This window comes from Pseudarthrobacter cellobiosi (genome assembly GCF_023913755.1).
Classification (GTDB): domain Bacteria; phylum Actinomycetota; class Actinomycetes; order Actinomycetales; family Micrococcaceae; genus Arthrobacter; species Arthrobacter cellobiosi.
The window spans coordinates 46,137-69,726 of record NZ_JAMXBJ010000029.1 but is presented as its reverse complement, the minus strand read 5'-3'; the positions used below and the strand labels follow the sequence as shown (position 1 = coordinate 69,726).

At 66.4% G+C, this 23,590-nt stretch carries 24 protein-coding genes and 2 pseudogenes; 13 read left to right on the top strand and 13 right to left on the bottom strand.

The window, feature by feature from the left end; genetic code table 11:
* Positions 1 to 223, top strand: a 223-nt coding sequence (locus NG696_RS03195; RefSeq protein WP_252573994.1) for a hypothetical protein, incomplete at its 5' end; no start/stop codon positions are given.
* Positions 224 to 283: 60 nt separating this feature from the next.
* On the opposite strand, the pseudogene NG696_RS03190 reads toward NG696_RS03195, so the two are convergent.
* The 9 genes and pseudogenes from NG696_RS03190 to bioB form a co-directional block, all read right to left on the bottom strand.
* Positions 284 to 538, bottom strand: a pseudogene (locus NG696_RS03190) (DUF309 domain-containing protein); the annotation flags it as partial.
* A 183-nt stretch (positions 539 to 721) separates the two neighbouring features.
* Positions 722 to 949 (bottom strand): hypothetical protein, encoded by a 228-nt coding sequence (locus tag NG696_RS03185; RefSeq protein ID WP_252568771.1) that lies wholly within the window; start codon positions 947 to 949, stop codon positions 722 to 724.
* Between the two features lie 191 nt (positions 950 to 1,140).
* Positions 1,141 to 1,497 (bottom strand): hypothetical protein, encoded by a 357-nt coding sequence (locus NG696_RS03180; protein ID WP_252568770.1) that lies wholly within the window; start codon positions 1,495 to 1,497, stop codon positions 1,141 to 1,143.
* A 302-nt stretch (positions 1,498 to 1,799) separates the two neighbouring features.
* On the bottom strand, positions 1,800 to 3,029 hold the full coding sequence (locus NG696_RS03175) for a cytochrome P450 family protein (RefSeq protein WP_308291936.1): 1,230 nt from the start codon (positions 3,027 to 3,029) through the stop codon (positions 1,800 to 1,802).
* Positions 3,026 to 3,703, bottom strand: coding sequence for a dethiobiotin synthase (bioD, locus tag NG696_RS03170; protein ID WP_252568769.1), 678 nt, complete (start codon positions 3,701 to 3,703; stop codon positions 3,026 to 3,028). The genes NG696_RS03175 and bioD overlap by 4 nt, the downstream gene beginning before the upstream one ends.
* Positions 3,700 to 4,857 carry an 8-amino-7-oxononanoate synthase gene (locus NG696_RS03165; RefSeq protein ID WP_252573988.1) on the bottom strand — a complete coding sequence of 386 codons (1,158 nt, stop codon included), beginning with the start codon at positions 4,855 to 4,857 and terminating at the stop codon, positions 3,700 to 3,702. Before NG696_RS03165 ends, bioD begins: the two co-directional genes overlap by 4 nt.
* A gap of 8 nt (positions 4,858 to 4,865) precedes the next feature.
* On the bottom strand, positions 4,866 to 6,254 hold the full coding sequence (locus tag NG696_RS03160) for an adenosylmethionine--8-amino-7-oxononanoate transaminase (protein WP_252568768.1): 1,389 nt from the start codon (positions 6,252 to 6,254) through the stop codon (positions 4,866 to 4,868).
* Positions 6,224 to 6,481 carry a biotin synthase auxiliary protein BsaP gene (gene bsaP, locus NG696_RS03155; protein WP_252568767.1) on the bottom strand — a complete coding sequence of 86 codons (258 nt, stop codon included), beginning with the start codon at positions 6,479 to 6,481 and terminating at the stop codon, positions 6,224 to 6,226. Before bsaP ends, NG696_RS03160 begins: the two co-directional genes overlap by 31 nt.
* The gene (gene bioB, locus NG696_RS03150; RefSeq protein ID WP_252573981.1) at positions 6,478 to 7,503 is read right to left on the bottom strand and encodes a biotin synthase BioB; all 1,026 of its coding nucleotides are present in this window, start codon (positions 7,501 to 7,503) and stop codon (positions 6,478 to 6,480) included. Before bioB ends, bsaP begins: the two co-directional genes overlap by 4 nt.
* 956 nt (positions 7,504 to 8,459) lie before the next feature.
* Between bioB and NG696_RS03145 the strand changes: the two are divergent.
* A pseudogene (locus NG696_RS03145) lies at positions 8,460 to 8,639 on the top strand (substrate-binding domain-containing protein); the annotation flags it as partial.
* A gap of 93 nt (positions 8,640 to 8,732) precedes the next feature.
* On the opposite strand, the gene NG696_RS03140 reads toward NG696_RS03145, so the two are convergent.
* Positions 8,733 to 9,668 carry an IclR family transcriptional regulator gene (locus NG696_RS03140; RefSeq protein ID WP_252573979.1) on the bottom strand — a complete coding sequence of 312 codons (936 nt, stop codon included), beginning with the start codon at positions 9,666 to 9,668 and terminating at the stop codon, positions 8,733 to 8,735.
* Between the two features lie 140 nt (positions 9,669 to 9,808).
* Here NG696_RS03140 and NG696_RS03135 point away from each other — a divergent pair, with 140 nt between their 5' ends.
* The 11 genes from NG696_RS03135 to NG696_RS03085 all read left to right on the top strand — a co-directional run bounded on the left by NG696_RS03135 (position 9,809) and on the right by NG696_RS03085 (position 20,949).
* Positions 9,809 to 10,474 carry an ABC transporter permease gene (locus NG696_RS03135; protein ID WP_252573976.1) on the top strand — a complete coding sequence of 222 codons (666 nt, stop codon included), beginning with the start codon at positions 9,809 to 9,811 and terminating at the stop codon, positions 10,472 to 10,474.
* Positions 10,467 to 11,561, top strand: coding sequence for an ABC transporter ATP-binding protein (locus NG696_RS03130; RefSeq protein WP_252573974.1), 1,095 nt, complete (start codon positions 10,467 to 10,469; stop codon positions 11,559 to 11,561). The genes NG696_RS03135 and NG696_RS03130 overlap by 8 nt, the downstream gene beginning before the upstream one ends.
* Positions 11,558 to 12,343, top strand: a complete 786-nt coding sequence (locus NG696_RS03125; protein ID WP_252568761.1) for an ABC transporter permease — start codon at positions 11,558 to 11,560, stop codon at positions 12,341 to 12,343. The genes NG696_RS03130 and NG696_RS03125 overlap by 4 nt, the downstream gene beginning before the upstream one ends.
* A gap of 82 nt (positions 12,344 to 12,425) precedes the next feature.
* Positions 12,426 to 13,361, top strand: coding sequence for a glycine betaine ABC transporter substrate-binding protein (locus NG696_RS03120; RefSeq protein ID WP_252568760.1), 936 nt, complete (start codon positions 12,426 to 12,428; stop codon positions 13,359 to 13,361).
* A gap of 2 nt (positions 13,362 to 13,363) precedes the next feature.
* Positions 13,364 to 13,927, top strand: a complete 564-nt coding sequence (gene fae / locus NG696_RS03115; protein WP_252568759.1) for a formaldehyde-activating enzyme — start codon at positions 13,364 to 13,366, stop codon at positions 13,925 to 13,927.
* 5 nt (positions 13,928 to 13,932) lie between these two features.
* On the top strand, positions 13,933 to 15,036 hold the full coding sequence (locus NG696_RS03110; protein WP_252573972.1) for a mandelate racemase/muconate lactonizing enzyme family protein: 1,104 nt from the start codon (positions 13,933 to 13,935) through the stop codon (positions 15,034 to 15,036).
* 10 nt (positions 15,037 to 15,046) lie between these two features.
* The gene (locus NG696_RS03105; RefSeq protein WP_252573970.1) at positions 15,047 to 16,567 is read left to right on the top strand and encodes an aldehyde dehydrogenase; all 1,521 of its coding nucleotides are present in this window, start codon (positions 15,047 to 15,049) and stop codon (positions 16,565 to 16,567) included.
* Between the two features lie 23 nt (positions 16,568 to 16,590).
* Positions 16,591 to 17,574 carry an NAD(P)-dependent oxidoreductase gene (locus NG696_RS03100; RefSeq protein WP_252568756.1) on the top strand — a complete coding sequence of 328 codons (984 nt, stop codon included), beginning with the start codon at positions 16,591 to 16,593 and terminating at the stop codon, positions 17,572 to 17,574.
* Position 17,575: 1 nt separating this feature from the next.
* Complete coding sequence (locus tag NG696_RS03095) at positions 17,576 to 18,763, top strand: iron-containing alcohol dehydrogenase family protein (protein WP_252568755.1); 1,188 nt, start codon at positions 17,576 to 17,578, stop codon at positions 18,761 to 18,763.
* Positions 18,764 to 18,787: 24 nt separating this feature from the next.
* Entirely contained in the window at positions 18,788 to 20,269 is a 1,482-nt protein-coding gene (locus tag NG696_RS03090) for an NAD-dependent succinate-semialdehyde dehydrogenase (protein WP_252573985.1), read from the top strand.
* Positions 20,269 to 20,949 (top strand): SDR family oxidoreductase, encoded by a 681-nt coding sequence (locus NG696_RS03085; RefSeq protein ID WP_252568753.1) that lies wholly within the window; start codon positions 20,269 to 20,271, stop codon positions 20,947 to 20,949. The genes NG696_RS03090 and NG696_RS03085 overlap by 1 nt, the downstream gene beginning before the upstream one ends.
* Here the strand turns inward: NG696_RS03085 and NG696_RS03080 are convergent.
* From NG696_RS03080 to NG696_RS03070, 3 genes are all read right to left on the bottom strand, one after another.
* The gene (locus NG696_RS03080) at positions 20,946 to 21,095 is read right to left on the bottom strand and encodes a hypothetical protein (RefSeq protein WP_252568752.1); all 150 of its coding nucleotides are present in this window, start codon (positions 21,093 to 21,095) and stop codon (positions 20,946 to 20,948) included. The two genes, NG696_RS03085 and NG696_RS03080, sit on opposite strands and share 4 nt — an antisense overlap.
* 140 nt (positions 21,096 to 21,235) lie before the next feature.
* Entirely contained in the window at positions 21,236 to 21,892 is a 657-nt protein-coding gene (locus NG696_RS03075; protein ID WP_252573968.1) for a DUF222 domain-containing protein, read from the bottom strand.
* Positions 21,893 to 22,409: 517 nt separating this feature from the next.
* On the bottom strand, positions 22,410 to 23,255 hold the full coding sequence (locus NG696_RS03070) for a metallophosphoesterase family protein (RefSeq protein ID WP_252568750.1): 846 nt from the start codon (positions 23,253 to 23,255) through the stop codon (positions 22,410 to 22,412).
* Positions 23,256 to 23,590: the final 335 nt, after the last annotated feature.

Below are 23,590 nucleotides of genomic sequence, written 5' to 3'. Positions count from 1 at the left end.
CAGCGCGCGCAAATACGTTGGTGTGCAACACACTATTTTCTCACGGGAGCCCACGCTCAAACAGGCCCGGTCTGAGCCGGCGAACAAGAACTGGCCCGCGGCCGGGTCAGGGGCCGGTGCGTATGCGATCGCGTGCGCAATTCACAACGGCGGACAAATCGAGCCCGTAGGTCGGCCCCTCGCCGGAACCGTACTCCGCGAGTCGGGCCGCGCCGCGCTCTAAAAGCCGGAGCGCGCCAACGCTGTTACCCCGGGCGGCGTGGGTGAGCCCGACGCAGATTTGGGCGAGTCCTTGCCAAAGGTTGCGTTCTTCGGCGGGCCCAGCTTTCCATCGGGCCTCGAGTACCTCATGGGCGGCGAAGGGCCGGCCAGCTTCCACCAGACTCCGGGCCGATACCAAAGTCTGCGCCGGCGGCAGCGGCTCCTCCGAGACCGGTTCGACGCCAGCGCTTCCGTACGGCAGCGGCCGCCCAAGAGCGTCACGTGGCCGGGCCTGTCGCGGGCGCCTTGAAGCGTCCCGATCCCTGTCACCACTCATTGCAGTTTCCGCCATGGGCGTCCCTGGACCTTATCAAGCTTCATACGTCCAATGCTAAGACCCGGCCGTTCGAACATCCGTCACCGCACTAAGGTCCTCTGCGGGGGCTCGTCGGAGGGTTCATGCACCCGACGCGTGGTGTCGCCACGGTCCATACACAAAGCCGACTGCGCGGAATATACTTTAGCTCAACCCCACATTGGGAGAGAAGCGATGATGCGCGGATTTGGCAGACGCAGATTGGGCGGACGCGGAATAGGTCTTGTCGGGGTGATCTATCTGGTCATCGGACTGCTTGTTGCTGGAACTCACGGCTACCTCGTGGCCTGGAACATCCCGGGCAATATTTTGGAAGGTCTGGCTGCCATACTTCTCTGGCCGCTCGTCGCGTTCTTCGCCGTCGATCTGCATGCCCTAATCGTTTGAACCCAACAAGAATCAAGCCGCGCGACGACAGGACGTACGCAGCTACGCTACGGTTGATGCCGCTGCCTGAGGAGTGTGGCTCCAAATGCGTCCGACGGACCCATATTCCCGGTTTGCGCATTTGGGGTCAGTAGTACACCTCAGAGTGAGCGAAGGCGGTGGCCCTGCCGAGTGAGTCAGGCAGTCTGCCGGGTGTTTGACGACCCGCGCCAGGAATCCCAAATTTCAGCGCCCCTTTTCGAGCGGTCGGTTACTCCAGTGAGGTTGAACAGGTTGGCCAGATTCGTGCCGCGCCCGGAGAAGCCCTTGATGGTGCTGGTGGTAGTGGAGGCGAGGACAACGAGGCCGGGCAGGCGATCATCCTGACCGGTGGAGAACGACCCGGGAAAGGGCGCCATGTTCGTATGCGTGGCGGGCCCGGTGAGCTGCAGACCGGTGAAGCCTGCTGCAGCCAGGCCGCCGTCGTACCGCACCCTCAAATCGACGAACCAGCCAGCACCAGCGATCCCGGCGTTATCGCCCTTCCAGGGCAAACACCTCGATCTCCACTGGATGGTTTTCCGATGCGGCAGGGACAGACTTCTCCGGCGTCGGACTCGCACCTGGCGCCAAAGACCGGCTCCAGCCATAACGACGAGGGCTTGGGCCGGATCGTTCACTTATAGCCAACTCTCGCCGCCGTACCCCCTGCCAAGCGGGCTCCGTTCAATGCGCACGGTGAACTCCGAGGGATTGTCAGAGAGCCACCTTGAAGAGTCGCATCCATTTACGAATGATGTGCACAGTCACCTGCCGCAGTACTCGCAGATGGCGGCTGACTTCTTCTCGGCTTCGTCTATGGACTGTTCGCCACGGTGACAGTCCGGGGTGCTTGGAAAGACAGGAGTCTGATCCAGTCGGGCTGGTACTCCTGCAGATGTACTTCCGGCAGGGCAGTGGCGGTCTCCTCGACAACTATGGCGGCCTCCAGTTCGGCGAGCTTGGCGCCGAGGCAGCGGTGGATGCCGGAGCCAAAAACAAGGCCATAGCCGGTGGATTGACCGCGCCGGACCGCCTTCGAAGGCATGGACTGGCTCACGAGTGCGGCCGGTGACGTGATGTGGTTGCCGCTCAGCTCGAGGAGAATTTCGGTGCCGGCAGGGATCAGGCCGCCGTCGATGCTCGTGTCGTGGGCTGCCACGCGGCGCCAGGTGGGGACGGATGATTCGGTGGCAAGCACGTGCCGGACCATGGTCCTGGAACCTGCTTCAGACGCCGCGTCGTTCCAGCCCACGGGCGCGGACCCCTCCAGGAGGCGGAACAGGGTGGTGCTGATCAGCTGGGTGGTTGTTTCCTGTCCGGCGATCAGCAGGAAGTAGCCGAGCGAGCAGATTTCAGGCGTGGACAGGCCGTGCTCGGCCAGGGATTTGAACAGGTTGCGTCCTGGGGCCTTTTTGGATTCCGCCACGAGCTTGCGCAGCCAGACGTAGAAATCGGCGGCGCTGTGGGCCAGTTCAAGTTGCCGGTCCTCGTCGGGCCAGCCCCAGAACAGCTCCATGGAGTCAAGGCCCCAACGCTTGAGGTCCGTAAGATCCCGAACGGGCAGCCCGAGGAGTTCGAGCATGACGACTGCCGGGGGAAACGCCGCGACCGTCCGCACCAGGTCTGCCTGGCCGGTAGCGTCGAGCTGGTTCGCGGCGTTCCAGGCCGCTTCCCGGGCCAGTTCGCGGATCCGCGGCTCCATGGCGGCGACAGTGGCGGGTGTGAAGAAGCCCGCCACGACCTTGCGGATCCCGGCGTGTGTGTCCGTGTCGTTGCTGGCCAGCACGGGTGGCAACGCAAAGTGGACGCGCTGCAGCACGCGCAGGGCGGGACCTTCCAGGGGCGTCACGGCGACGAGGGCGTTCGCGGGGCTGAAGTCGGCAGGCCGGTGCAGGACGTCTCGGACGGCGTCCGGGTCCCGCACCACGAGATACGGGCAACGCGCCTGGCTGGCGCCGGCAGCCTGTCCGGTGGCCTCGGTCTGTCCCGGTTCTCCCGGCACAAACCGCTCCGCGGGTCCGGTGGCCGTCAAAGCCGGGTTCACGCGGGCAGACCGTTCAGCCAGGCAGCTGCGCCGGCACGGAAATCCGCCGGGGATAGTTCTGAGGCTTGCTCGGGGAGGGCACCGAGGAACGGTACTCGGAGCGACGCGAGCACCTGGCGGTTGCTGTCGTGTAAGAAATCAGGGTTGCGAGGCCAGCTTCCGAGCACCACCCCGAGGACATGAAGTTCCCGCGCAGCCAGCGCTTCGAGGGTCAGGGCGGTGTGGTTCAGGGTCCCGAGTGCAGGCTTGGCGACGAGCACGAAAGCCGCTGCCAGGAGTGATCCGAGGTCCGCTAGAGTGCCGCCGTCGGAAGCCAGCTCCACCAGGAGGCCGCCTGCACCCTCCACCAGGATGTGGTCGTGGGACGCGGCGAGCTCGCCGATTTTCTCGGCGTGGGCAGCCACACTGGGCAGCGGCGTTCCGTCGACGGCGGCAGCGGCGACGGGCGCCAGTGGCTCCTGCAGGACGACTCCGGTTGCTGCCGTCACGGCGCCGGCGAGCCGGACAATTTCGGCGGCGTCGGAATCGCCGGCCGCGGCGCCTGACTGGCACGGTTTGTAGACCGCGACGCTGCGTCCCGTTCCGTGGAGGACGGCGGCGAGGGCCGCCGTCGTGATGGTTTTTCCGACGCCGGTGTCTGTTCCGGTGATCAGGATGATGCCGGGCAGGTTCATGGAAGTTCCTCCAAAATGCCGCGCAGCACTGCGCAGCTGTCTTCGATTTCCGCAGGGCTAAGGGTGGCGCGGGCGGTGAGCCGCAGCCGTGAAATTCCGTCCGGAACGGACGGCGGGCGGAAGCAGCCGATCCGGACTCCGGCCGTGCGCGCGGCCTGGGCAGCTGCCAGGGCTGATTCGGCGGAGGGCATGGCGATGGACTGGACGGCCCCTGCTGTCTGCTCGACGGCGGCGCCGCGGGCTGCAAGGGCCGGGGCGAGCTCGCCGGCCAGCGCAGTAGCGTTGCTTCGGACGGATCTGGCCCGCCAAGGCTCATCCCGGATGATCCGCACCCCGGCGAGGGCTGCGGCGGCGGAGGCGGGCGCCAGGCCGGTGTCGAAGATGAAGCTCCGGGCCCGGTTGACGAGGTGTTCCCGCAGCAGGGCGGATCCCAGGACTGCTCCGCCCTGGCTGCCCAGGGCCTTGGACAGCGTCGCGGTCACGATCACACTCGGATGCCCGGCAAGGGAGGTCCCGGCCACCGAGCCGCGGCCCTGAAAGTTGCCGGTGCCGGTGACCCCGAGGCTGTGGGCCTCATCGATGAGCAGCACGGCATCATGTTCCTCGGCCAAGGCCAGCAGGCCAGCGAGCGGGGCTTCATCGCCCAGGACGCTGTAGAGGGATTCGACGGCGATCAGTGCCCGCGGCTCCGGCCGGTCGGCAAGCAGCCGGCCGGCGTCCTCCACGCTGTTGTGGGTGAACGGTTCCGTGCGGGAGCGGCTGAGCCGGAAACCGTCGATCATCGAGGCGTGGCAGTGTTCGTCCGTGACGATCAGCGTCCCGGGGCCGCCGAGCACCGTGATCACACCGATGTTTGCCAGGTATCCGGAGGAGAACACCAGCGCCGTTTCCATCCCGGCCAGCGTGGCCAGTTCCTGCTCGAGGTCCAGGTGCAGCCGGGTGGTTCCGGCCACCAGGCGCGAGGACGTGGCGCCCGCGCCCCACAGCGATGCGGCCGCCGCAGCGGCCTCGGTAAGCCGCGGATCGGCCGACAGGCCCAGGTAGTCGTTGCTGGCCAGGTCGATGAACTGTTCGTCCGCGTCGCGGGGGAGCGGGCGGCGGACCAGGCCCCTGCGGTCCCGGACTGCGGCCTGCCGCTCGAGCCACTGGGTCATCGAGCTGCTCATGCCGGGCCTCCGGACCGTGCCGGGACGCGCCCGTGCACTTCGGCGACGGCCGCCGTCATGCCTGCGGTGATCTGCTCAATGTCCGCCGCGGTGCTGACGTACGGGGGCATTGTGTAGACGAGGTTCCGGAACGGCCGGACCCAGACCCCGTGGCGGATCGCTGCGGAAGTGACCGCGGTGACGTCGACGTCGTCGTGCAGCTCAATGACTCCGACGGCGCCGATGGTGCGGACATCCCGGACCGCCTCAAGGTCCCAGGCGGGGGCGAGCCCGGATTCGAGTCCGGCGCCGATCCGGTCCACGTCGGCCCGCCAGCCGCCGTCGCCGAGGATGCCAAGGCTGGCGTTGGCCACCGCACATGCGAGCGGGTTGCCCATGAAAGTGGGGCCGTGCAGGAGCGCCCCGGCCTTGCCGTTGGAAACGGTCGCCGCAATCTCACTGGTGCAGAGCATGGCGGCGAGGGTCAGGTACCCGCCGGTCAGGGCCTTGCCCACGCACATGATGTCCGGCACGACGACGGCATGATCGGCCGCGAACAGCTCGCCGGTGCGCCCAAAGCCGGTGGCGATCTCATCCAGGATGAGCAGGAACCCGTGCCGGTCCGCGATCTCGCGGATCACTGTCAGGCATTCGGCAGGGTAGGCGTGCATGCCGCCGGCACCCTGGAGGAGCGGTTCGACGATGATCGCGGCGAGCTCCCCTGAATGCGCGGCCGCGATCTCCCCGAACTCGTACGCCCACGCCCGTACGGCTTCCGGTGTGGCGGAAGCAGCCGCCGGGGGACGGGGCGCAAACACGTTGCCGGCCAGCAGACCCGGGAAGGCGGAGTGCATCCCGTCCACGGGATCACAGACCCCCATCGCCGCGAACGTATCGCCATGGTATCCGCCGCGGATGCTCAGGAACCGCTGCCTCTGCGGGTGCCCCGATGCGGTCTGGAACTGCACCGCCAGCTTGAGCGCAACCTCCACGGCAACCGAACCCGAGTCCGCAAGGAACACCCGCTCCAGGCCCGGCCGTCCGGGCGCGGAAGGGGCCATGTCCACCAGCCGCTCGGCAAGTTCCACCGCGGGGGCGTGGGTGAGGCCGCCAAACATCACATGGCTGAACCTCTCCAGCTGCCGCCGCGCCGCGGCGTCCAGCACGGGGTTGCGGTAGCCGTGGATGACCGACCACCACGAGGACATCGCATCCACCACGTCGTGGCGTGTGCCGTCCTCGCCCCGAAGCCGCAGCCGCACGCCGTCGGCTGCCTCGACCTCCCACAGCGGAAGGTCCGGGGACGCGGGCGCGTAAGGATGCCACAACCGCGCGCGGTCCCGCTGGATCAAACCTCTCTGCGCCGAACCCTCCGTCACGGGACCAGCACCCCGTGGCGGGAGCATTCCGCCGACCAGCCCAACGGGGTCACCTGGACTTTCAGGCGGCGCCGGCAGGCAGCGCAATACCGCGGCGGCTCCATTGCGAGGAGCGCGCCGCAGCGGCGGTGAGCGTCCGACGTCGGACCGGTGCCGCCGTCGGACGGCTCGCCGCAGTGCCCGCAGAACTCAGCCGTGGTTGTGCCTGCTGCGTCGACGGCGGTTGAGGGGTTGGGGATCGGAACCCGGTTCATAGCGTCTTCTGGAGTTCCTTGATGGGCATGTTGAGTTCCACCAGCAGGTTCAGGTCCGCGTTGGCCGGACGGCCCAGGGTGGTGAGGTAGTTGCCGACGATGACGGCGTTGATGCCGCCCATGAGGCCTTCGCGGGTGCCGAGGTCGCCGAGCGTCAGTTCGCGGCCGCCGGCGTAGCGGAGCACGGTGCGGGGCATGGCCAGCCGGAACGCGGCGATGGCGCGGAGGGCGTCCTTGCCGTCCATGATGCCCTGGTTTTCCAGCGGTGTTCCGGGGCGGGGGTTGAGGAAGTTCAGGGGGACTTCGTGGGGTTCGAGGGCTGCGAGCTGGGCGGCGAGTTCGGCGCGTTGTTCCAGGGATTCGCCCATGCCGATCAGGGCGCCGCAGCACAGTTCCATGCCGGCGGCTTTGACCATGTTGCAGGTCTCCATGCGCTCCTCGTAACTGTGGGTGGTGACGACCTCGGGGAAGTAGCTGCGGGCGGTTTCGAGGTTGTGGTTGTAACGGTGGACGCCCCAGCTGGCGAGCTGGTCAACTTGCCGCTGGGTGAGCATGCCCAGGGAGCAGGCGATGTTGATGTCCACCTCTTCGTTGATGCGGTCGATCGCGAACTTGATCTGGTTCATCAGTTTGATGTCGGGTCCGCGGACGGCGGCGACGATGCAGAACTCGGTGGCGCCGGTGGCGGCGGTTTCCTTGGCGGCTTTGACCAGTTCGGGGATGTCGAGCCACACGCCGCGGACGGGGGAGTCGAAGAGGCCTGACTGGCTGCAGAAGTGGCAGTCCTCGGGGCACCCGCCGGTTTTGATGGAGATGATGCCTTCCACTTCGACGTCCTCGCCGCAGTGCTTGAGCCGGACATCGTGGGCGAGCTGGAGGGCGGCGGGCAGGTCCCGGTCCGGCAGCCTAAGGATTTCCACCAGTTGGCTTTCGGAGAGGCCGATGCCCTGCTCCAGGACCTGTGCCTGGGCGGTTTCGAGGATGGTGCCGGGTTTGGCCTGGAGGTCTGGCTGCATCGTCATTGATAGTCCTTGGGGTGCTTAGCTGCGGATATTTCTTCCGTACCGACGGTAGTTCCCGGTTGCTGGCGAGATTTTGTTGGGTTTCGACAAAGTGATGAAGCTGAAATTGGACGGACCAGTCGCTGCCCCAAGTGGCGCTTCCGATCGGTGTCCGAACGTCCCGGTTCACCATTGCGAGCCTTGTAACGTTGCGGTTCCGTGGGGAGGCATGATCGCTCAGCCGAACGGCAGAAGTTGGTTGTCTGTGGCTCTAGATGGTGGAGGCCGCAAGGCCACCCCAGCCGCGTCGGTTGGTCGATGGGGTCGTCCATTGGCCGGTAAAAGTCGTGTTGGCAGGAGCCATCATGTGCCGTGATGCTGTAACTACCGACCCGAGAAGGAATGCGACGGGATCGTCGTCAACTTGCCTCAGGTGCCGCGACGCGGACTAATTAGTCAGCACTTAAGCAGTAATCATTTCCTGTCTATACGGTACTTCCGGGGCTCTGGAGCCAACGGCGCGGCCCCTGGCTACATCCCGCTCGTTCTCCCACAGGTAACCGCTTTTGCGGCTCGCACCGGCGGCGGCAGCGGCTTTCATGCGGCCAGCCCCCGCTTCGCGTAAACGCAGGAATTCGGCGCGTTTCCCCACGCCTGGTGGATGGACCCGATTCCGGCGTGACGGGCCCAGCTCGCGCACTGCGATCACGCCAGACCGAGCTCCCGGGCGGCCACGCTGACGCTGCCCACACGAGCGAGGACGGCGAAGAACTCGTCCTTCAGTACCGACGAAGGCTTCAATCTGGTCGTGGGCGTGGCCTCCGGCAGCATAGGCCTGAAGGATTGTGCCACCCAGATTTCCAAACACCTGGTTCCACGGTAGGGGATTTTGGGTGCCTGTGGCGCAAACAGGGTGTGGACATTGTCCACGCTCTGCCGAGTGAACAAACCTGCATTTTAGCTGGAATCCCCCTTCCATGGTCCGGCAAGTCGACTATCGCGACGATTCAGGACGTTCTGCCGCAGCTGCCTGGAAGGAGGCGGGCGTCACAGGTGTGATTGCATACAACGACGCAACTGCCGCAGACGTCATAGCCGGAGCTGCCCGGAACGGCATCAGAGTGCCCGAAGACCTCTCAGTTGTTGGCCATGACGACTCGCCACTGGCGGGACCCTTTCTGCACCTCGCGCCCGATGGGTGGCAGAGAGGCCACCAGGCACGTCTTCACGGCCCGGCCGCCGTGGCCGACCTATGTCTTCATCGGCCGTACGTGAGGTGCTGTGTTAGTTTCCACGGGCGCACCCAGCGTCGCAGAAAATTCCATGGCGACTTTGGCGGCGAGGGCTCCTGCCTGCTCGAGATGACGGCCGAAACGCTGTTTGGGGGCGCTGACGTTGAACGCGGCGACTATTCGCTGCTTGAAGTCGTACACCGGTGCTGAGACACCGACAACCCCCAGCTCAAACTCCTCGTCCACGACGGCGTAGCCGCGTTGCCGGATGAGGCCGATTTCGGAGCGGAGATCGTCGAAGGTCTGGATTTTCGATTGCCGTTGGCTGCCCGGTTGGCCTTGCCCCGATTCAAGCGCCAGGGGCGAAAGGTCCGGCTGCCCGGAATCCCCCTGGGCCGCAACCTTGGCCGCGTGGGTGTCGTACCAATCTTTCAGAGCCAACACATCCCAGTCGCTGACCAGAACCCTGCCCGCGGAAGTGCCCCAGGCGTCAACGCTGACTCCTTCCCAGCCGAGTGCCCGGTATGTGTGGTTGGACATTTCGCTTTTCAGTGTCAGAACCGTGCCGCCGCGCAGAACGCACAGGTGCGTTGTCTCGTGCGTGGCAGCGGAAACCCGCTTGAGGTAGGGTGCCGACACGCTGACCATCCGTGCCTCCGCGGTCCTGGCTGCCAGCGCGTAGAGTCCGTAGCCCAAGGTGTACAGCAGGCTTTCCGGGTCCCTGCTGACCAGCCCGGCTTCGGCGAGCGTGGCCAGGGTGCGGGAAACCTGGGCTTTGTCGCGGCCGGCAATTTCGGCGACCTTGCTGACGCCAAGGCCTGAGGCGGCGACGGCCTCGGGGGAGCCCAAGATTTCCAGCAGTTGCAGGTCGCGCCTTAGTCCGGATGAGTTGCGGCGCGCGGGGCGGGCGATTATTCCAGGGGCGCCGTTCGCGCTGTTCGATGAGTCAATCACAGGATGACCATAACAAGGCTGGGTTGACATATCAACAACTGACATTGCGCAAAAGGGAACGATGGCCCTACGGTTGTGGCATGGCTCACGTCGATGTGAGTCGCGATCCTTGACCCGACGAAGTGAAAAGGAGGATCACGTTGAACGACTCGTTCTTCTCGGACTTCGGTTTGTTCCTCACGAACAGATCGGCAGACATCGCCGAATCCGCCAGCGAGCACCTTGTGGTGGTTTTGGTGTCCCTGCTGATCGCCACGGTAGTCGGCGTAGGCATCGGAGTGCTTGTGTGGGACAAGCCCATCAGCCGCTCGGTGGCAATCGCCGGCGCCGGCGTGGGCCTGACCATCCCGTCCATGGCCCTACTGGCGCTGCTCATCCCGGTACTCGGGCTTGGCTGGACCCCCACCGTGGTGGGACTCGCCTTCTACGCGCTGCTCCCCATCATCCGCAACACCGTGGTGGGCCTGCGGGAAGTACCGCCCGCCGTCTCCGAATCCGCCCTCGGCATGGGGATGGGAAGGGTCAAGACCCTCATCCGTGTCCAGCTGCCCATGGCCTGGCCCGTGGTCCTCACCGGGGTGCGGGTCTCCGCCCAGCTCTCCATGGGCATCGCCGCCATCGCAGCCTACGTAGGCGGCCCCGGTCTGGGCGAAATGATCTTCAGGGGCCTCTCCAGCCTCGGCTCCAAAAACGCCCTCAACTTCGCGATCGTCGGCACCGTCGGCGTGATCGTCCTTGCCCTCCTGCTGGATGGAGCGTTTGTGCTCATCCGCCGCCTCACTACCTCAAGGGGACTTCGTGTCTGAATCAATCTCCCGTCCGGCCGCCGGCGCCCGGATCGTCCTGAAAGACGTCACCAAGACCTACCCGGGCCAGGCAGGTCCCGCCGTCGACTCCTTCTCCATGGACATCGCCCCCGGTGAACTGATCATGTTCGTCGGCCCCTCCGGCTGCGGCAAGACCACCACCATGAAGATGATCAACCGCATCATCGAGCCCACCTCCGGGTCCATCACCATTGACGGCGAGGACATCCTGTCCCTGAACCCGAACGAACTCCGACGGCGGATCGGTTACGTGATCCAGCAGATCGGGCTCTTCCCGCATATGACCATCGCCGAGAACATCTCCGTGGTCCCCAAACTGCTCGGCTGGGACAAAATCAAGACCCAGGCCCGCGTCGAAGAGCTGCTGTCCGTCGTCGAACTCGACCCCAAAATGTACGCCTCCCGCTACCCGCGGCAGCTGTCCGGCGGCCAGCAGCAGCGCGTCGGCGTGGCCCGCGCCCTCGCCGCCGATCCTCCCGTCATGCTGATGGACGAGCCCTTCGGTGCCACGGACCCCATCACCCGCGAAAAACTGCAGACCGAATTCCTGCGCCTGCAGGAAAAGCTGAGCAAAACGATCGTCTTTGTCACCCACGACTTTGACGAAGCCGTCCGCCTCGGCGACCGGATCGCCGTTCTGTCCGAACGCTCGCAGATCGAGCAGTTCGACACCCCAGCGAACATCCTGGCCAACCCGGCCAACGATTACGTCTCCCAGTTCGTAGGCCACGGCGCCGCCCTCAAACGCCTGGGCCTCATCCCGGTGCACCAGGCAAGCCTCGGCCCCAACGTCGCAATCCGCGGAGCCATCGAAGTCAGCGTCAACGATTCCCTCCGTGACGCGCTGGACTCCCTGGTCCTCTCCGGCGGAACCCCGGTGGCCGTGGTCAACGAGCAGGGCCGGGTGGTGGGGTCCATCGACATCGAGAAGATCTCCGCCGTCCTGGGCGCCGAGATCCCTGCCGCGCTCGCAGGTGGATCCCTTGCAGGTGGAGCGCCCGACGGCGGATCAGCCGACGGCGGCGCCCTCACCGGCGGCGTCTTCACCAGTGGAGCCCGGCCATGACAGCCCAGGCCACGCGGGACCTCGCCACCGCCTTCGGAACGGCATCCAACCGACGCGGGAAGTACTTCTCCTTCAAGCGCTTCGGCACGCCGATCGTCATCGTTCTGGCCCTGCTCGCATTGTTCCTGTGGGTTTCCTCGCTCGAGCTGGACTCCATCGAACTGCGGACCCTGAACTGGGCCTACCTCCAGGACCGGACCTTCGAACACCTGAGGCTGACGGTGGTGGCATCCGCGATCGTGGCGGCCATCGCCATCCCTGCCGGCATCGCCCTCAGCCGGATCCACTCCAAAGCCGTGCACGCAATTGTTTTCGGCATCGCCAACGTGGGCCAGTCCACCCCGGCCATCGGCCTGGTGATCCTGCTGGCCATCGTCTGGAAACTCGGTTTCGAGGTGGCGCTGGTGGGCCTGGTGGCCTACTCCATCCTGCCCGTCCTGCGGAATACCCTGGTGGGCCTGGAACAGGTGGACTCAAGCCTCACCGAAGCAGCCCGGGGGATGGGCATGCGCCCGCTGCAGGTCCTCACCCGGATCGAGCTGCCGCTGGCCATCCCGGTGATCGTGGCCGGGCTCCGGACCGCCCTGGTGTTCTGCGTGGGCGTGGCCACCGTAGCCACCTTCATCAACGCCGGCGGCCTGGGGGACATGATCGTCAACGGCCTCAAACTCCAGCGCTGGCCGGTCCTCATCACCGGCGCCGTGGTGGTCTCTTGCATCGCCCTCACCATCGACTGGCTTGCCGGGCTGGCCGAAGACCTCCTCAAACCCAAAGGCCTCTGAAACACCGCCCTTAGTACCCGCCGCACTCCAACACCCGCCTGCAATACAAAGCCTCCAGCCCACCTGAATAAAAGGACCCATCATGAAGAAACCACTACTCGCCCTCCTGGCCACCGGCGTCGCTGCCGCCCTGAGCCTGACCGCCTGTGGCGGCGGGGCAACCTCGGCCTCCGGCGACGGCAAGGGCAAGGAGCTTGAGGGACTGACCGGCGTGATCGGCGCCAAGGACTTCTCCGAGCAGTTCATCCTGTCCCACATCACCAGCCAGCTGCTCAATGCACACGGCGCCGAAACCACCACCAACACCAGCGTGGTGGGCTCGGCCAACGTCCGCACCGCGTTCGAAACCGGGCAGTTCGCCGGCTACTGGGAATACACCGGCACGTCCTGGATCACCTACAACAAGCAGACCACGCCGCTGAAGGACAAAAAGGCAATGTTCGACGCCGTCAAGGACGCTGACGCCAAGAAGGGCATCGCGTGGCTGGACCCGGCACCCCTGAACAACACGTACGCCTTCGCCATCCGTGAGGAAAAGGCCAAGGAGCTGGGCGTGAAGTCCATGTCCGACGTCGCCAAGCTGCCCGCCAGCGAGCAGACCTTCTGCATGGAGAGCGAGTTCTCCACCCGCGACGACGGCTGGCCGGGCCTGCAGAAGGAATACGGCCTGAGCCCGGAAGCCAAGGTGGCCATGCTGGACACCGGCGTGATCTACACCGCAACCCAGAAGGGCCAGGACTGCAACTTCGGCGAGGTCTTTGAAACGGACGGCCGCATCTCAGCCCTGAAGCTCCAGGTCATGGAGGACGACAAGCACTTCTTCCCCATCTACCAGGGCGCGCTGACCATCAAGGCGGACATGCTCACCCAGTACCCGGCCATCGCTGATGTTATGGCCAAGGTCTCCCCGAAGCTCACCACCGAGGTCATGCAGCAGCTCAACGCCAAGGCCGACGTCGATGGTGACGATCCCGAGGACATCGCCAAGGAATGGCTCACCGCTGAGGGACTGATCTAGGGATGACCACTGAAACGCAGACTTCACAGCAGCAGACCTCAGTTCAGCCGCCCTCGGCCCAGCAGGCAGTCCAGATCGGCGAATCCTTCATCGGCGATGGCGTCAACGCCGCCCACGTGAACACCGTCCTCGGCAACCGGAACGGACCGGCGGGTACCGCCTGGGCCACGGCCCTGGCAACGCCCAGCGCGGGCCACGTACCGTTCGTCACCGTGCTGCGGCCCTCCCTTCCGGTCAAGCCGCTGACCCTGTTCGTCACCAAGGCAGCCCCCGCCAATGACCGGCACGGCCACCTGATCTGGGGCGCGGCACAGGCCGGCATCGCAGCGGGCGTCGCGGACGCCCTGGCCAGCGGAACCGTCACCGAGGCGCAGGCCGATTCCCACGTGGTGATCGCCGCCGTCTGGGTCAACCCCGCCGCGGACGACGAAGAGGCCGTCTACCGCAACAACCGCGAATCCGCCCGCACGGCCCTGGAAAACGGTGCCCGGCAGCTGCCCTCCACGGCAGCCGTGATCGAAGCACGCAACTCCCCGTCCAACCCTTTCTTTACTCCGCGAGGCTGACAACAATGAAGATCACCGCAATCCGGCTGACCCGCATGGTTCTGCCCCTGGACCCGCCCTTCAACGCGGCCTGGGACCCGGTACCCCGCACCTCCTTCCCGGCCACCCTGGTGGAGGTGGACACCGACGAAGGCATCACCGGTGTGGGCTCCGGCGACACCATGGACGGCTTCGAAGCCTACGAGCACCTGTTCATCGGCACCGATCCGCTGGCCATCCTCAACCAGGTCCGCCGGATCGAGACCATCAACTTCCACGGCGGCCGCTACTGGCCGCTCGAGGCAGCGCTCTGGGACATCATCGGCAAGGTGGCCGGGCTCCCCGTCGCCACTCTGTTCGGCGGCGCCCGCGACCGCCTGGTTGCCTACGCCTCCTCCGGCGAGCTGAAGGCCCCGGCCGCGCGGGCCGAATCCGCGCTTGCAGCCAAGGACCGCGGCTTCAAGGCCATGAAGATCCGCATCTCCCGCGACCGCCTGGAGGAAGGCGTTGAATCCGTCCGGGCCGCCCGCGAAGCGGTAGGCAGTGACTTTGACCTCATGGTGGACCTGAACCAGATGTGGCGCATGAGCGGTGACATTGAGCCCGCCCTGGAGCTCGCCAAGGTGCACCGGCTGGCCTCCCAGCTGGCCGAACTGGACGTCCGCTGGCTGGAAGAGCCGCTGCCGCAGGCGGACATCAAGGGCGCGCAGCGCGTCCGCGAACAGACCGGCATCCAGGTCTCCGGTGGCGAAATGGTCCGCAGCATGGCCGAAATGATGGCCCTGATCGAGGCCGACGCCTACGACATCTACCAGCCGGACGTGTCCCTCGCTGTGGGAATGTACCGGGCCCGGCAGGTGGCCGAGACCGCCAACCTCAAGCACCGCTTCTTCACGCCGCACACCTGGAGCAACGGCCTGGGCCTGCTGGCCAACCTGCACGTGGCCGCAGGTGTGGATGCCGGGCCGTACTTGGAATTCCCCTACGATCCGCCCGGATGGATGCCAGAGCGCCGCGACTTCTTTATGGAGCCGCTGGACATCGACGGCGACGGCGCGCTCCGGGTCCCGGACCTCCCGGGCCTGGGCGCCGTCATCGACTACGACGCCGTCAAGAAGTACTCGGTCTAAGGAACACGCCATGACAGCAACAAAGAACGACTGGGTCCAGCGGGCCGCCGCCCAGCGTCCGTCCACGGGCCTGTACATCAGCGGCGCCTTCCGGGACGCCCGCAACGGCGAAACGTTCCCCACCGTCAGCCCGCGGGACGGCTCGGTCACCGCCCACGTGGCGGCCGCCGGGGAACAGGACGTGGACGACGCCGTGGAGGCAGCCCACCGGGCCTTCGAATCCGGGGCATGGTCGCGGACCGACCGGCGCCACCGGCAGCAGGTCCTCACCCGGCTCTCCGACCTGATCCTCGAAAACCTCGAGGAACTCGCGCTGCTCGAATCCACCGACAGCGGCCACCCCATCAGCGACGCCCTCGGCGTCGACGTCCCCAGCTGCGCCCGTACCTTCCGCTGGTACGCCGAAGCCCTGGACAAGGTGTACGACGACGTCGCACCCACCCCGCGCAACGCCCTGGCGATCATCTCGCGCGAACCGCTCGGCGTGATCGGCGCCGTCGTGCCCTGGAACTATCCGCTGATCATCTCCGCCTGGAAGGTGGCCCCCGCCCTCGCGGCAGGCAACTCGGTGGTCCTCAAACCGTCGGAGCAGACCAGCCTCAGCGCCCTCCGCCTGGCCGAACTCGCCAGTGAGGCCGGGGTGCCGGACGGCGTCTTCAACGTCATCCCCGGACTGGGCGAGGTGGCCGGCGCCGCGCTGGGCCGCCATCCGCTGGTGGACAAGATCACCTTCACCGGATCCCCGGAGGTGGGCCGCTACTTCCAGCGCTACGCCTCCGAATCCAACGGCAAGCAGGTGGCCCTTGAGCTGGGCGGCAAGTCACCCCAAGTAGTGCTGCACGACGTCGGCGACATCGCCGCGTGCGCGTCCGCAGTCGCCTGGGGCATTTTCTACAACGCCGGCCAGACCTGCCACGGCGGCTCCCGCCTGCTGGTGGACGAACGGGTGCACGACGAGCTGCTGGAAGAGGTCATCAAGGTGGGCCGCTCCCTGCAGCTGGGCGACCCGCTGGACCCCGCCACGCAGATCGGTGCAATCATCGACGACAAGCAGCTGGAAACCATTCTGGGCTACTACAAAATCGCCGATTCCGAGGGCATCAGCGTTGCTAGCGGCGGCACCCGGGTCCGGCCGGTCGGCGTCGAAAGCGGCTACTACCTCGAGCCCACAGTCCTGGACAGGGTCAACAACGCCGGGCGCATCGGGCAGGAAGAAATCTTCGGCCCGGTCCTGGCCGTCAGCACTTTCCGTGGCGCCGCGGAGGGCATCCGGATGGCGAACGACACCAAATACGGCCTGGCCGCGAGCATCTGGACCCAAGACATCACCAAGGCTCACACGGCGGCGCGCGAACTGCGCGCCGGGACCGTCTGGGTGAACACCTTCGATGTTGCTGACATCATCACCCCCTTCGGCGGCTTCAAGGAATCCGGCTTCGGCAGGGACCGCTCGTTGCACGCCCTGGATGCCTACTCCGCCCTCAAAACCACCTGGATCAACCTCGGCGATACAGCCCTGGACGACGCCTGACTCCCCGGAAAACGAGACCTGATATGACTGCAACAACCCACCAACCCTCCGCCGGCGCCCGAACCCAGCCCCTGCTGCCCGGAACCGCCCGCATCGGTTTCATTGGCCTGGGCAACATGGGCTCCGGCATGACCCGGAACCTCCAGGCCGCCGGCTTCCAGCTGATCGTCAACGACGTCCGCAAGGAATCCGCCGCGGAACTCCTCGCCAACGGCGCCGAGTGGGCGGACAGCGCCGCGGCCGTCGCCGCCGGCTCTGACGTCGTCATCACCATGCTCCCCACACCCAAGCAAGTCGAAACGGTGGCCATGACGCCCGGCGGCATCCTGGATGGACTGCCCGACGGCGGCACCTGGGTGGACATGTCCACTTCCGTCCCCGACGTGGCTAACCGCTTCCGCGAGGCCGGCGCCGCCCGCGGCATCCGCGTCCTGGATGCCCCCGTCAGCGGCATGTCAGTGGGCGCCGCGAACGGCATGCTGCAGATCTTCGTCGGCGGCGATAGCACCGACGTCGAACGCCTCCGCCCCGTCTTCGAGGCAATGGGCGACCCCGAACGGATCCTGCATGTGGGCGGCCACGGCGCCGGCTACGCCGTGAAACTCATGATCAACCAGCTGTGGTTCTCCCACCTCGTGGCCACCGCCGAGGTCCTGAGCACCGGCGTCAAGGCAGGCGTGGACCTCGAAGTCCTGCGCCAGGCCCTCATCGCCAGCCCGGCCAACTCCAACTTCGTCGAGAACGACGTCCTGTCCATCCTCAACCACGGCGACTACGACGAAGGCTTCGCGATCGCCCTCGCCTGCAAGGACCTGGGACTCTCCGTGGACCTGGCCCGCTCAGTGGGCGTCCCCGTGGAACTGTCCTCCCTGGTGGAACAGCTCTACCGCCGGGCCAAGGCCCTTTACGGCGACAAGGCCGGCGAAATGACCCCCGTGAAACTTTACGAAGACGCCATCGGCGTGCAACTGCGGACCGCAGCCGCCACCCCGGCAGAAGGAGCCTGACATGCACACCCGGATGCAGATCCACGCGGAGCTCGCCTCCACCGAACTGACCTTGGACCCCAAACCCACCGCGTACTTCGGCCGCGGCCGGGTGGCCGAGGTGGGCGGGATCGTGGCCTCGCTCGGCGGCAAGTCGGCACTGATCGTCACGGATCCGTTCCTCGCGACCACCGGCGTTGTGACGGCGGTCCGCGCCTCCCTTGAGGCCGCTGGGCTGGCCGTCACCGTGTTCGACGGTGTCACCCCCAACCCCACGACCACGTGCGTGGACGCCGGTTCCGACCTTGCCGCGTCCTCCGGAGTGGACGTCCTGGTGCCGGTGGGCGGCGGCTCCTCCATGGACGCCGCCAAGGGAATCTCCCTAGGCGCTGTAAACCCCGCCCGGGGCGCCGGCCTGGACTACAGCAACCACTTCGCGAACCCGGCGCTGCCCATCGTGGCGGTCCCGACGACGGCCGGCACCGGAGCCGAAGTCAACGCCTTCGGCGTGGTCACCGACGTCGACGCCCACCGCAAGTTCTACGTCGGCCACGAATCCGCCCTCCCCAAGGCCGCCGTGCTCGACCCGGAACTGACCCTGGGCCTGCCGCCGAAAGCCACCGCGGCTACGGGCATGGACGCCCTCACGCACGCCATCGAGTCCTACTTGTCCATCCGGCAGAACCCGTATTCGGACGGCATCGCCCTGCAGGTGGTGTCCATGGTGGCCGAGTTCCTGCCCCGCGCCGTCGCCGACGGAACGGACATCGAGGCGCGGTCCCAGCTGCTCCTGGCCTCCCACATCGCCGGGGTCGGGTTCTCGCACACTGGGTTGGGCCTGGTGCACGCCATCGCCCACCCGCTGGGCGGCCGCTTCAACATCCCGCACGGCCTGGCCCTCTGCCAGGTGATCGAGGACGTGCTGCGGCTTAACCTGCGCAACCGCCTGGACCGTACCGCCCGCCTCGCCTTCGCACTGGGCGTGGGGGACACAGCAGCCACGGTGGAGACCAACGCGGAGGCGACCGTGACCGCCGTCGCCGGCTTGGCCCGCGAAGTGGGCATGACCGCGCGGCTGGCCGATTTCGGCGTGACCGAAGCCGACCTGGACTCGCTCGTGGAAGACACCCTGGCCGATTCCGTCATCAACAACACCCCGGTGCCGCCCACCGCCGTCGAAATCCGCACCATCCTCGAGAAAGCGCTCTAAGTGGAAAACACCCTTGCCCCCGCCCTGGCCGAAACGTCCGTCACCAACAAGGAGCGGGAGTTCCTCGCGACACTGCCGACGCAGCTTTTCATCGACGGCGAGTGGACGGACGCGTCTGACGGCGGCACCTCCGCCGTCGAGGATCCCTCCACTGGTGCCACCCTGGCTTGGATCGCCGACGCCTCCCCGGCCGATGGCGACCGTGCGCTTGCCGCCGCCGCGCGGGTCCAGGACAGCTGGGCATCGACGCCGCCGCGCGAACGCGGCGAGATCCTGCGCCGCGCCTTCGAACTGGTCACCGCCCGGGCCGAGGATTTCGCCCTCGCCATGACCTTGGAAATGGGCAAGCCGCTGGCCGAATCCCGCGGCGAAGTCGCCTACGGTGCCGAGTTCCTGCGCTGGTTCTCCGAGGAAGCCGTCCGCATCTCCGGCCGCTACTCCACGGCACCGGACGGCAAGTCCCGGTTGCTGGTCACCAAGCGCCCCGTCGGCCCGTGCCTGTTCATCACGCCGTGGAACTTCCCGCTGGCCATGGCCACCCGCAAGATCGCCCCGGCCATCGCGGCCGGCTGCACCATGGTGCTCAAGCCCGCCAACCTGACCCCGCTGACGGCGCTCCTGCTCACCGAAGTCTTCCGGGAATCCGGCCTGCCTGCCGGCGTCCTGAACGTGATCCCAACCACGCGTCCGGGCGAGGTGACGGGACCCCTGGTCCGGGACAGCCGCCTCCGCAAGCTCTCCTTCACCGGGTCCACCGGCGTGGGCCGTCAACTCATCGCCGACTCCGCCCACCAGGTGCTGCGGACCTCCATGGAACTTGGCGGGAACGCGCCCTTCCTGGTGTTCGAGGACGCCGACCTGGATGCCGCCCTGGACGGCGCCATGCTGGCCAAGCTGCGGAACATGGGCGAGGCCTGTACCGCTGCCAACCGCTTCATCGTGCACGAATCGCTGCTCGGCGAGTTCAGCCGGCGCCTCGCGGAACGGATGGCGTCCCTGAAGTTGGGCCGCGGCTCGGCGGAAGGCACCAACATCGGGCCGCTGATCGATGCCAAGAGCCGGGCGAAGGTGGACGAACTGGTCCGGGACGCGGTCGCCGGGGGAGCCACGGCACTCACCGGCGGAGCGCCGTCGGACGGTGACGGGTACTTCTACCCGCCCACGGTCCTGAGCAATGTGCCCGCCACTGCGCGCATCCTGCAAGAGGAGGTCTTCGGTCCCGTGGCGCCGGTGGTCAGCTTCCGGACCGAAGCCGAGGCGATCGCCCTTGCCAACGACACGGAGTTCGGCCTGGTGGCCTACGCCTACACCTGCGACCTCAACCGCGGGCTGCGGCTCTCCGAAAAGGTGGACGTGGGGATGTTCGGCCTGAACACCGGCATCGTGTCCAACCCGGCGGCCCCGTTCGGCGGCGTCAAGCAGTCCGGCCTGGGCCGCGAAGGCGGCACGGAGGGCATCGAGGAGTACCTCGAGACCCGCTACATCGGCATCGCGGACCCTTACTGATGCTTCGCATACTTGTCACGGGCGGCACCAGCGGGATCGGTGCCGCCCTGGTCCGCGAGTCCCTCCGCGCCGGACACTCCGTGTTTACCACCGGGCGCGACGCCCGGCGACTGGCGGAGTTTGTTGAGTCGTGTTCGGCGCTGGGGAACGTGAATGGCGTTGCAGCCGACGCAGGGGACTGGGAGCAGACCCGCGGCGCGGTCGCTGCCGCGGTCGACGCCATGGGAGGGCTGGACGTGGCGGTTGCCAATGCCGGGTTCTCGGTTCCCGGCGACTTGGCTGACGGGGACCCGGAGCGCTGGCGGGACATGGTGCTCACCAACGTCTACGGCCCGGCAGTCCTGGCGAAGGCTGCGCTGCCGGAGCTCACCATCAACCGCGGCCACTTCGTGCTGATAGGCAGCACGGCCGGCCGCAAGGTGTATCCGGGCAATCTGTACACCGCCACCAAGTGGGCTGTCACCGGCTACGCTGAATCGCTCCGCCAACAGCTCGTGGGCACCGGAGTCCGGGTACTGCACATCGCTCCGGGCCACGTGGACACGCCGTTGTGGAAGGAAGCGACCGACGCCGCTATCGCACCTGAATCCGTGGCCGGGGCGTTTCTTTGGGCTTTGTCCCAGCCCGCCGGCGTCGACGTCTCAGAAGTGGCGATCCGGGCCACGGGTCAGGCCTTTTAGTCGATCATCAGTGGGATCTGCGTTTCGTCGCCCCAGCAGACCACGGACTCACGAGACCCGGCGGTGGCGGAGCGGGTGACGGCGCAGCTCTCGTTGTTGGACAGGACAACGATGAGCCGGCCTTCCAAACGCTGCCTAAAACTCAAGACAAACATCAAAGTTCTGCCCCCCAGGAACGCCAGGGGATACCAAGCCGTCTCGTCGTCTGGGTGGAGCAGGTAAGACCTGAAGGAGTTGTTGCCGGCGTCGCGGCGGAATTTTTCAAGCTGAACGGTACCAACGGGAGTTAGGCGGCTGACTGTTCGGTGTTTTCCTTGGGTTGGTTGATCCATGCAGGCCCGGGCAGGGCCAGTATTTTGGGGTCGGGGTCGGGGTCGGGGTCGGGGTCGGGGTCGTGGTCGTGGTCGTGGTCGTTCTCGATCGCGGTGCGGATGAGCTTGGCTTCCATTTTGTGCAGGATGGCGGGTTCGGCGATGGGCCGGGCTTTTTGCAGGGCGGTAGTGATGATGGTTCCGGCGCGGGAGGCGATGGTTCCGGCGGCCAGGTCGGTGGCGGTGTGTTCCCAGGCCGGGGGTGTGGGCTGGCCGGTGATGTCGGTGCCGAGGAGTACGGCGGCGGCCAGGGCCAGGCGGCTGCGGGCTTCCCCGGCGCTGATCCACAGCCTGACGCGCAGGAACTCGGCGATGTTCCGGCACCCGTCTTCCACCGGCCCAGAACCGGCACCGCCCCCTGAACCGTCGCCGGCGCCGTGGTGTTGGCGGCATCCAGGGCTGCTGAAGCCGCAGGTGGTGCCCCCGGAACGGAACCCGCCCCGGAGTCGGTCCCGGTTGCCGAGGCATTGTCGCCGGGCAGGAGAGTGGCTTCGGTGCCCCAGGCCGGTCCAGCCGGCGGCCTTGCTGGCTGGTCCGGCCGCGTTGATTGCCGCGGTGCGGGTCCTGTCCACAGCATCCGCAGCTGCAGGTAGTCGACCCGGCGGGGGAGCCCCTCCACGATGTCCGAGAAATCCGCAGCATCACCGAACCCGGCCAACGCCAGCTCATCAGGCATGCCCTCAACCGCGGCTTCACCCAGAGCCAGGCACTGCAGCAGGTCCTCGCCACCCCGCCCTTGAAGGCGGTATGCCCCGTCGCTGACAGGCCTGCGGATGGCAGAAAAGCCGGCGGCAGCACCGCCGTCGGACGCAGGGTGATCTGCAGGGGTGGAAATGGGAACGCTACGAAGCCCGCGGCTCCCGCAGCAGGGCAGCGGCAAACGGGCCATAAAAATTCCATTCACCGCCTCAGACGGTTGGTAGTCGTTCAGTTGCAACATGTCCGCGAGGATGTTGCCTGCCCACACTGTGGTAACTACGCCTATCAGGATGGGGCCGCACGGTCGCTTAGCACGGCTCCTCGATGCGCATGCGGTCTCCCAACTTTCATGGTGCCCCTGGGTCTGGGAGGGCTTGGCGGTGGCTTTTACTACGGTGCGGAACGCGTACCCGCGTCCGTGCTCGTCCCCGCTGTTGGAACGAAGTTCCAGTCGAAAGACCCGTCGTCTCGTAGTGTCATCCGAAGGAACCCGTGGGTGTCGCTGAACCGCTTCACGATGTACGGCGGACTGCTAGTGAAGGGGCGGAGACCGATGCCTCCCGTGGAAACCTGGAATGCTGTCATCCCGTCACTGACGCACTGGTCAGCGTTGTTCACCGGACATGACCTTTCGTAGTTGTGTTGTGATGCTGACAGGGTCAGACGGACCCGGTGCTTCCACATCACGTCGATCCACGGCTTGTGGTCAAAGGCCCGCTCATGTTCGTTCGTGTTCGACGTGAAGTACGGTTCGTGGTACACGACTGCCAGGTGCTTACCCGCCGCCTTAGCAGTAGCGAGGTCCTTGTCCAGCCACCTCGTCAACGCCCGAGCCCGCGTGGGGTTGTACCGCCAGTGCGCGGACGACAGGAACGCGAAGTGCCAGTTCCCGAAGTCCTTTGAGTACGGTTCCCCGTTCCCGATTAACCCACGCTGCTGGTTGATCGCAGCCTTTTCCGGAGACCCCGGGCATTGGCCATTCATGAAGTTGTCGAGGTCTTCGTTGCGGCCGGGTTGCCAGTCGTGGTTGGGGGCGGACACCCAGTACAACTTGGGCATCGTGCCTCCCCACAGTGGCGTCCAGTAGTTCACGTAGTCATCGCAGTACGCGGTGTCGTACTGGAAGTCCCCGAGCCCTAGGAACGCGTCAATCTCGTTGTTCTGCACGAGCCGGGTGATCGCCGCAGCGTTCCGACCGGACGGGCTATCAGGCTCAGAGGTCTTGACGCCGTTCATGTCACCGACAGCAGCGATCCGAACATCACCCGCAGGGGACCTGGACTCGCGCGGCTCCGGAGCGCTGGTGCAACCCGCGACAGAGACCGCCAGAAGGGCTGCGGCGGTTGTGGCGACCCTCCGGAAGGATCTGAGACGAGGGAGTGCTGACTGCATCCGATATCCCTTCGAGAAGCCGGACCGCAGGTCGGCTCCCGAGAGACAGCCAGGCGCACCGGCACCTTTGATATTCCTTAGGCCTGGACTGGCTGTCAAGAACCCGCGTTGACTCATAGAAGATGCGCGTGTAGCTGCTATCGAACCACATGTTCTGAGGTCGGGAGGTCGTGATGGGC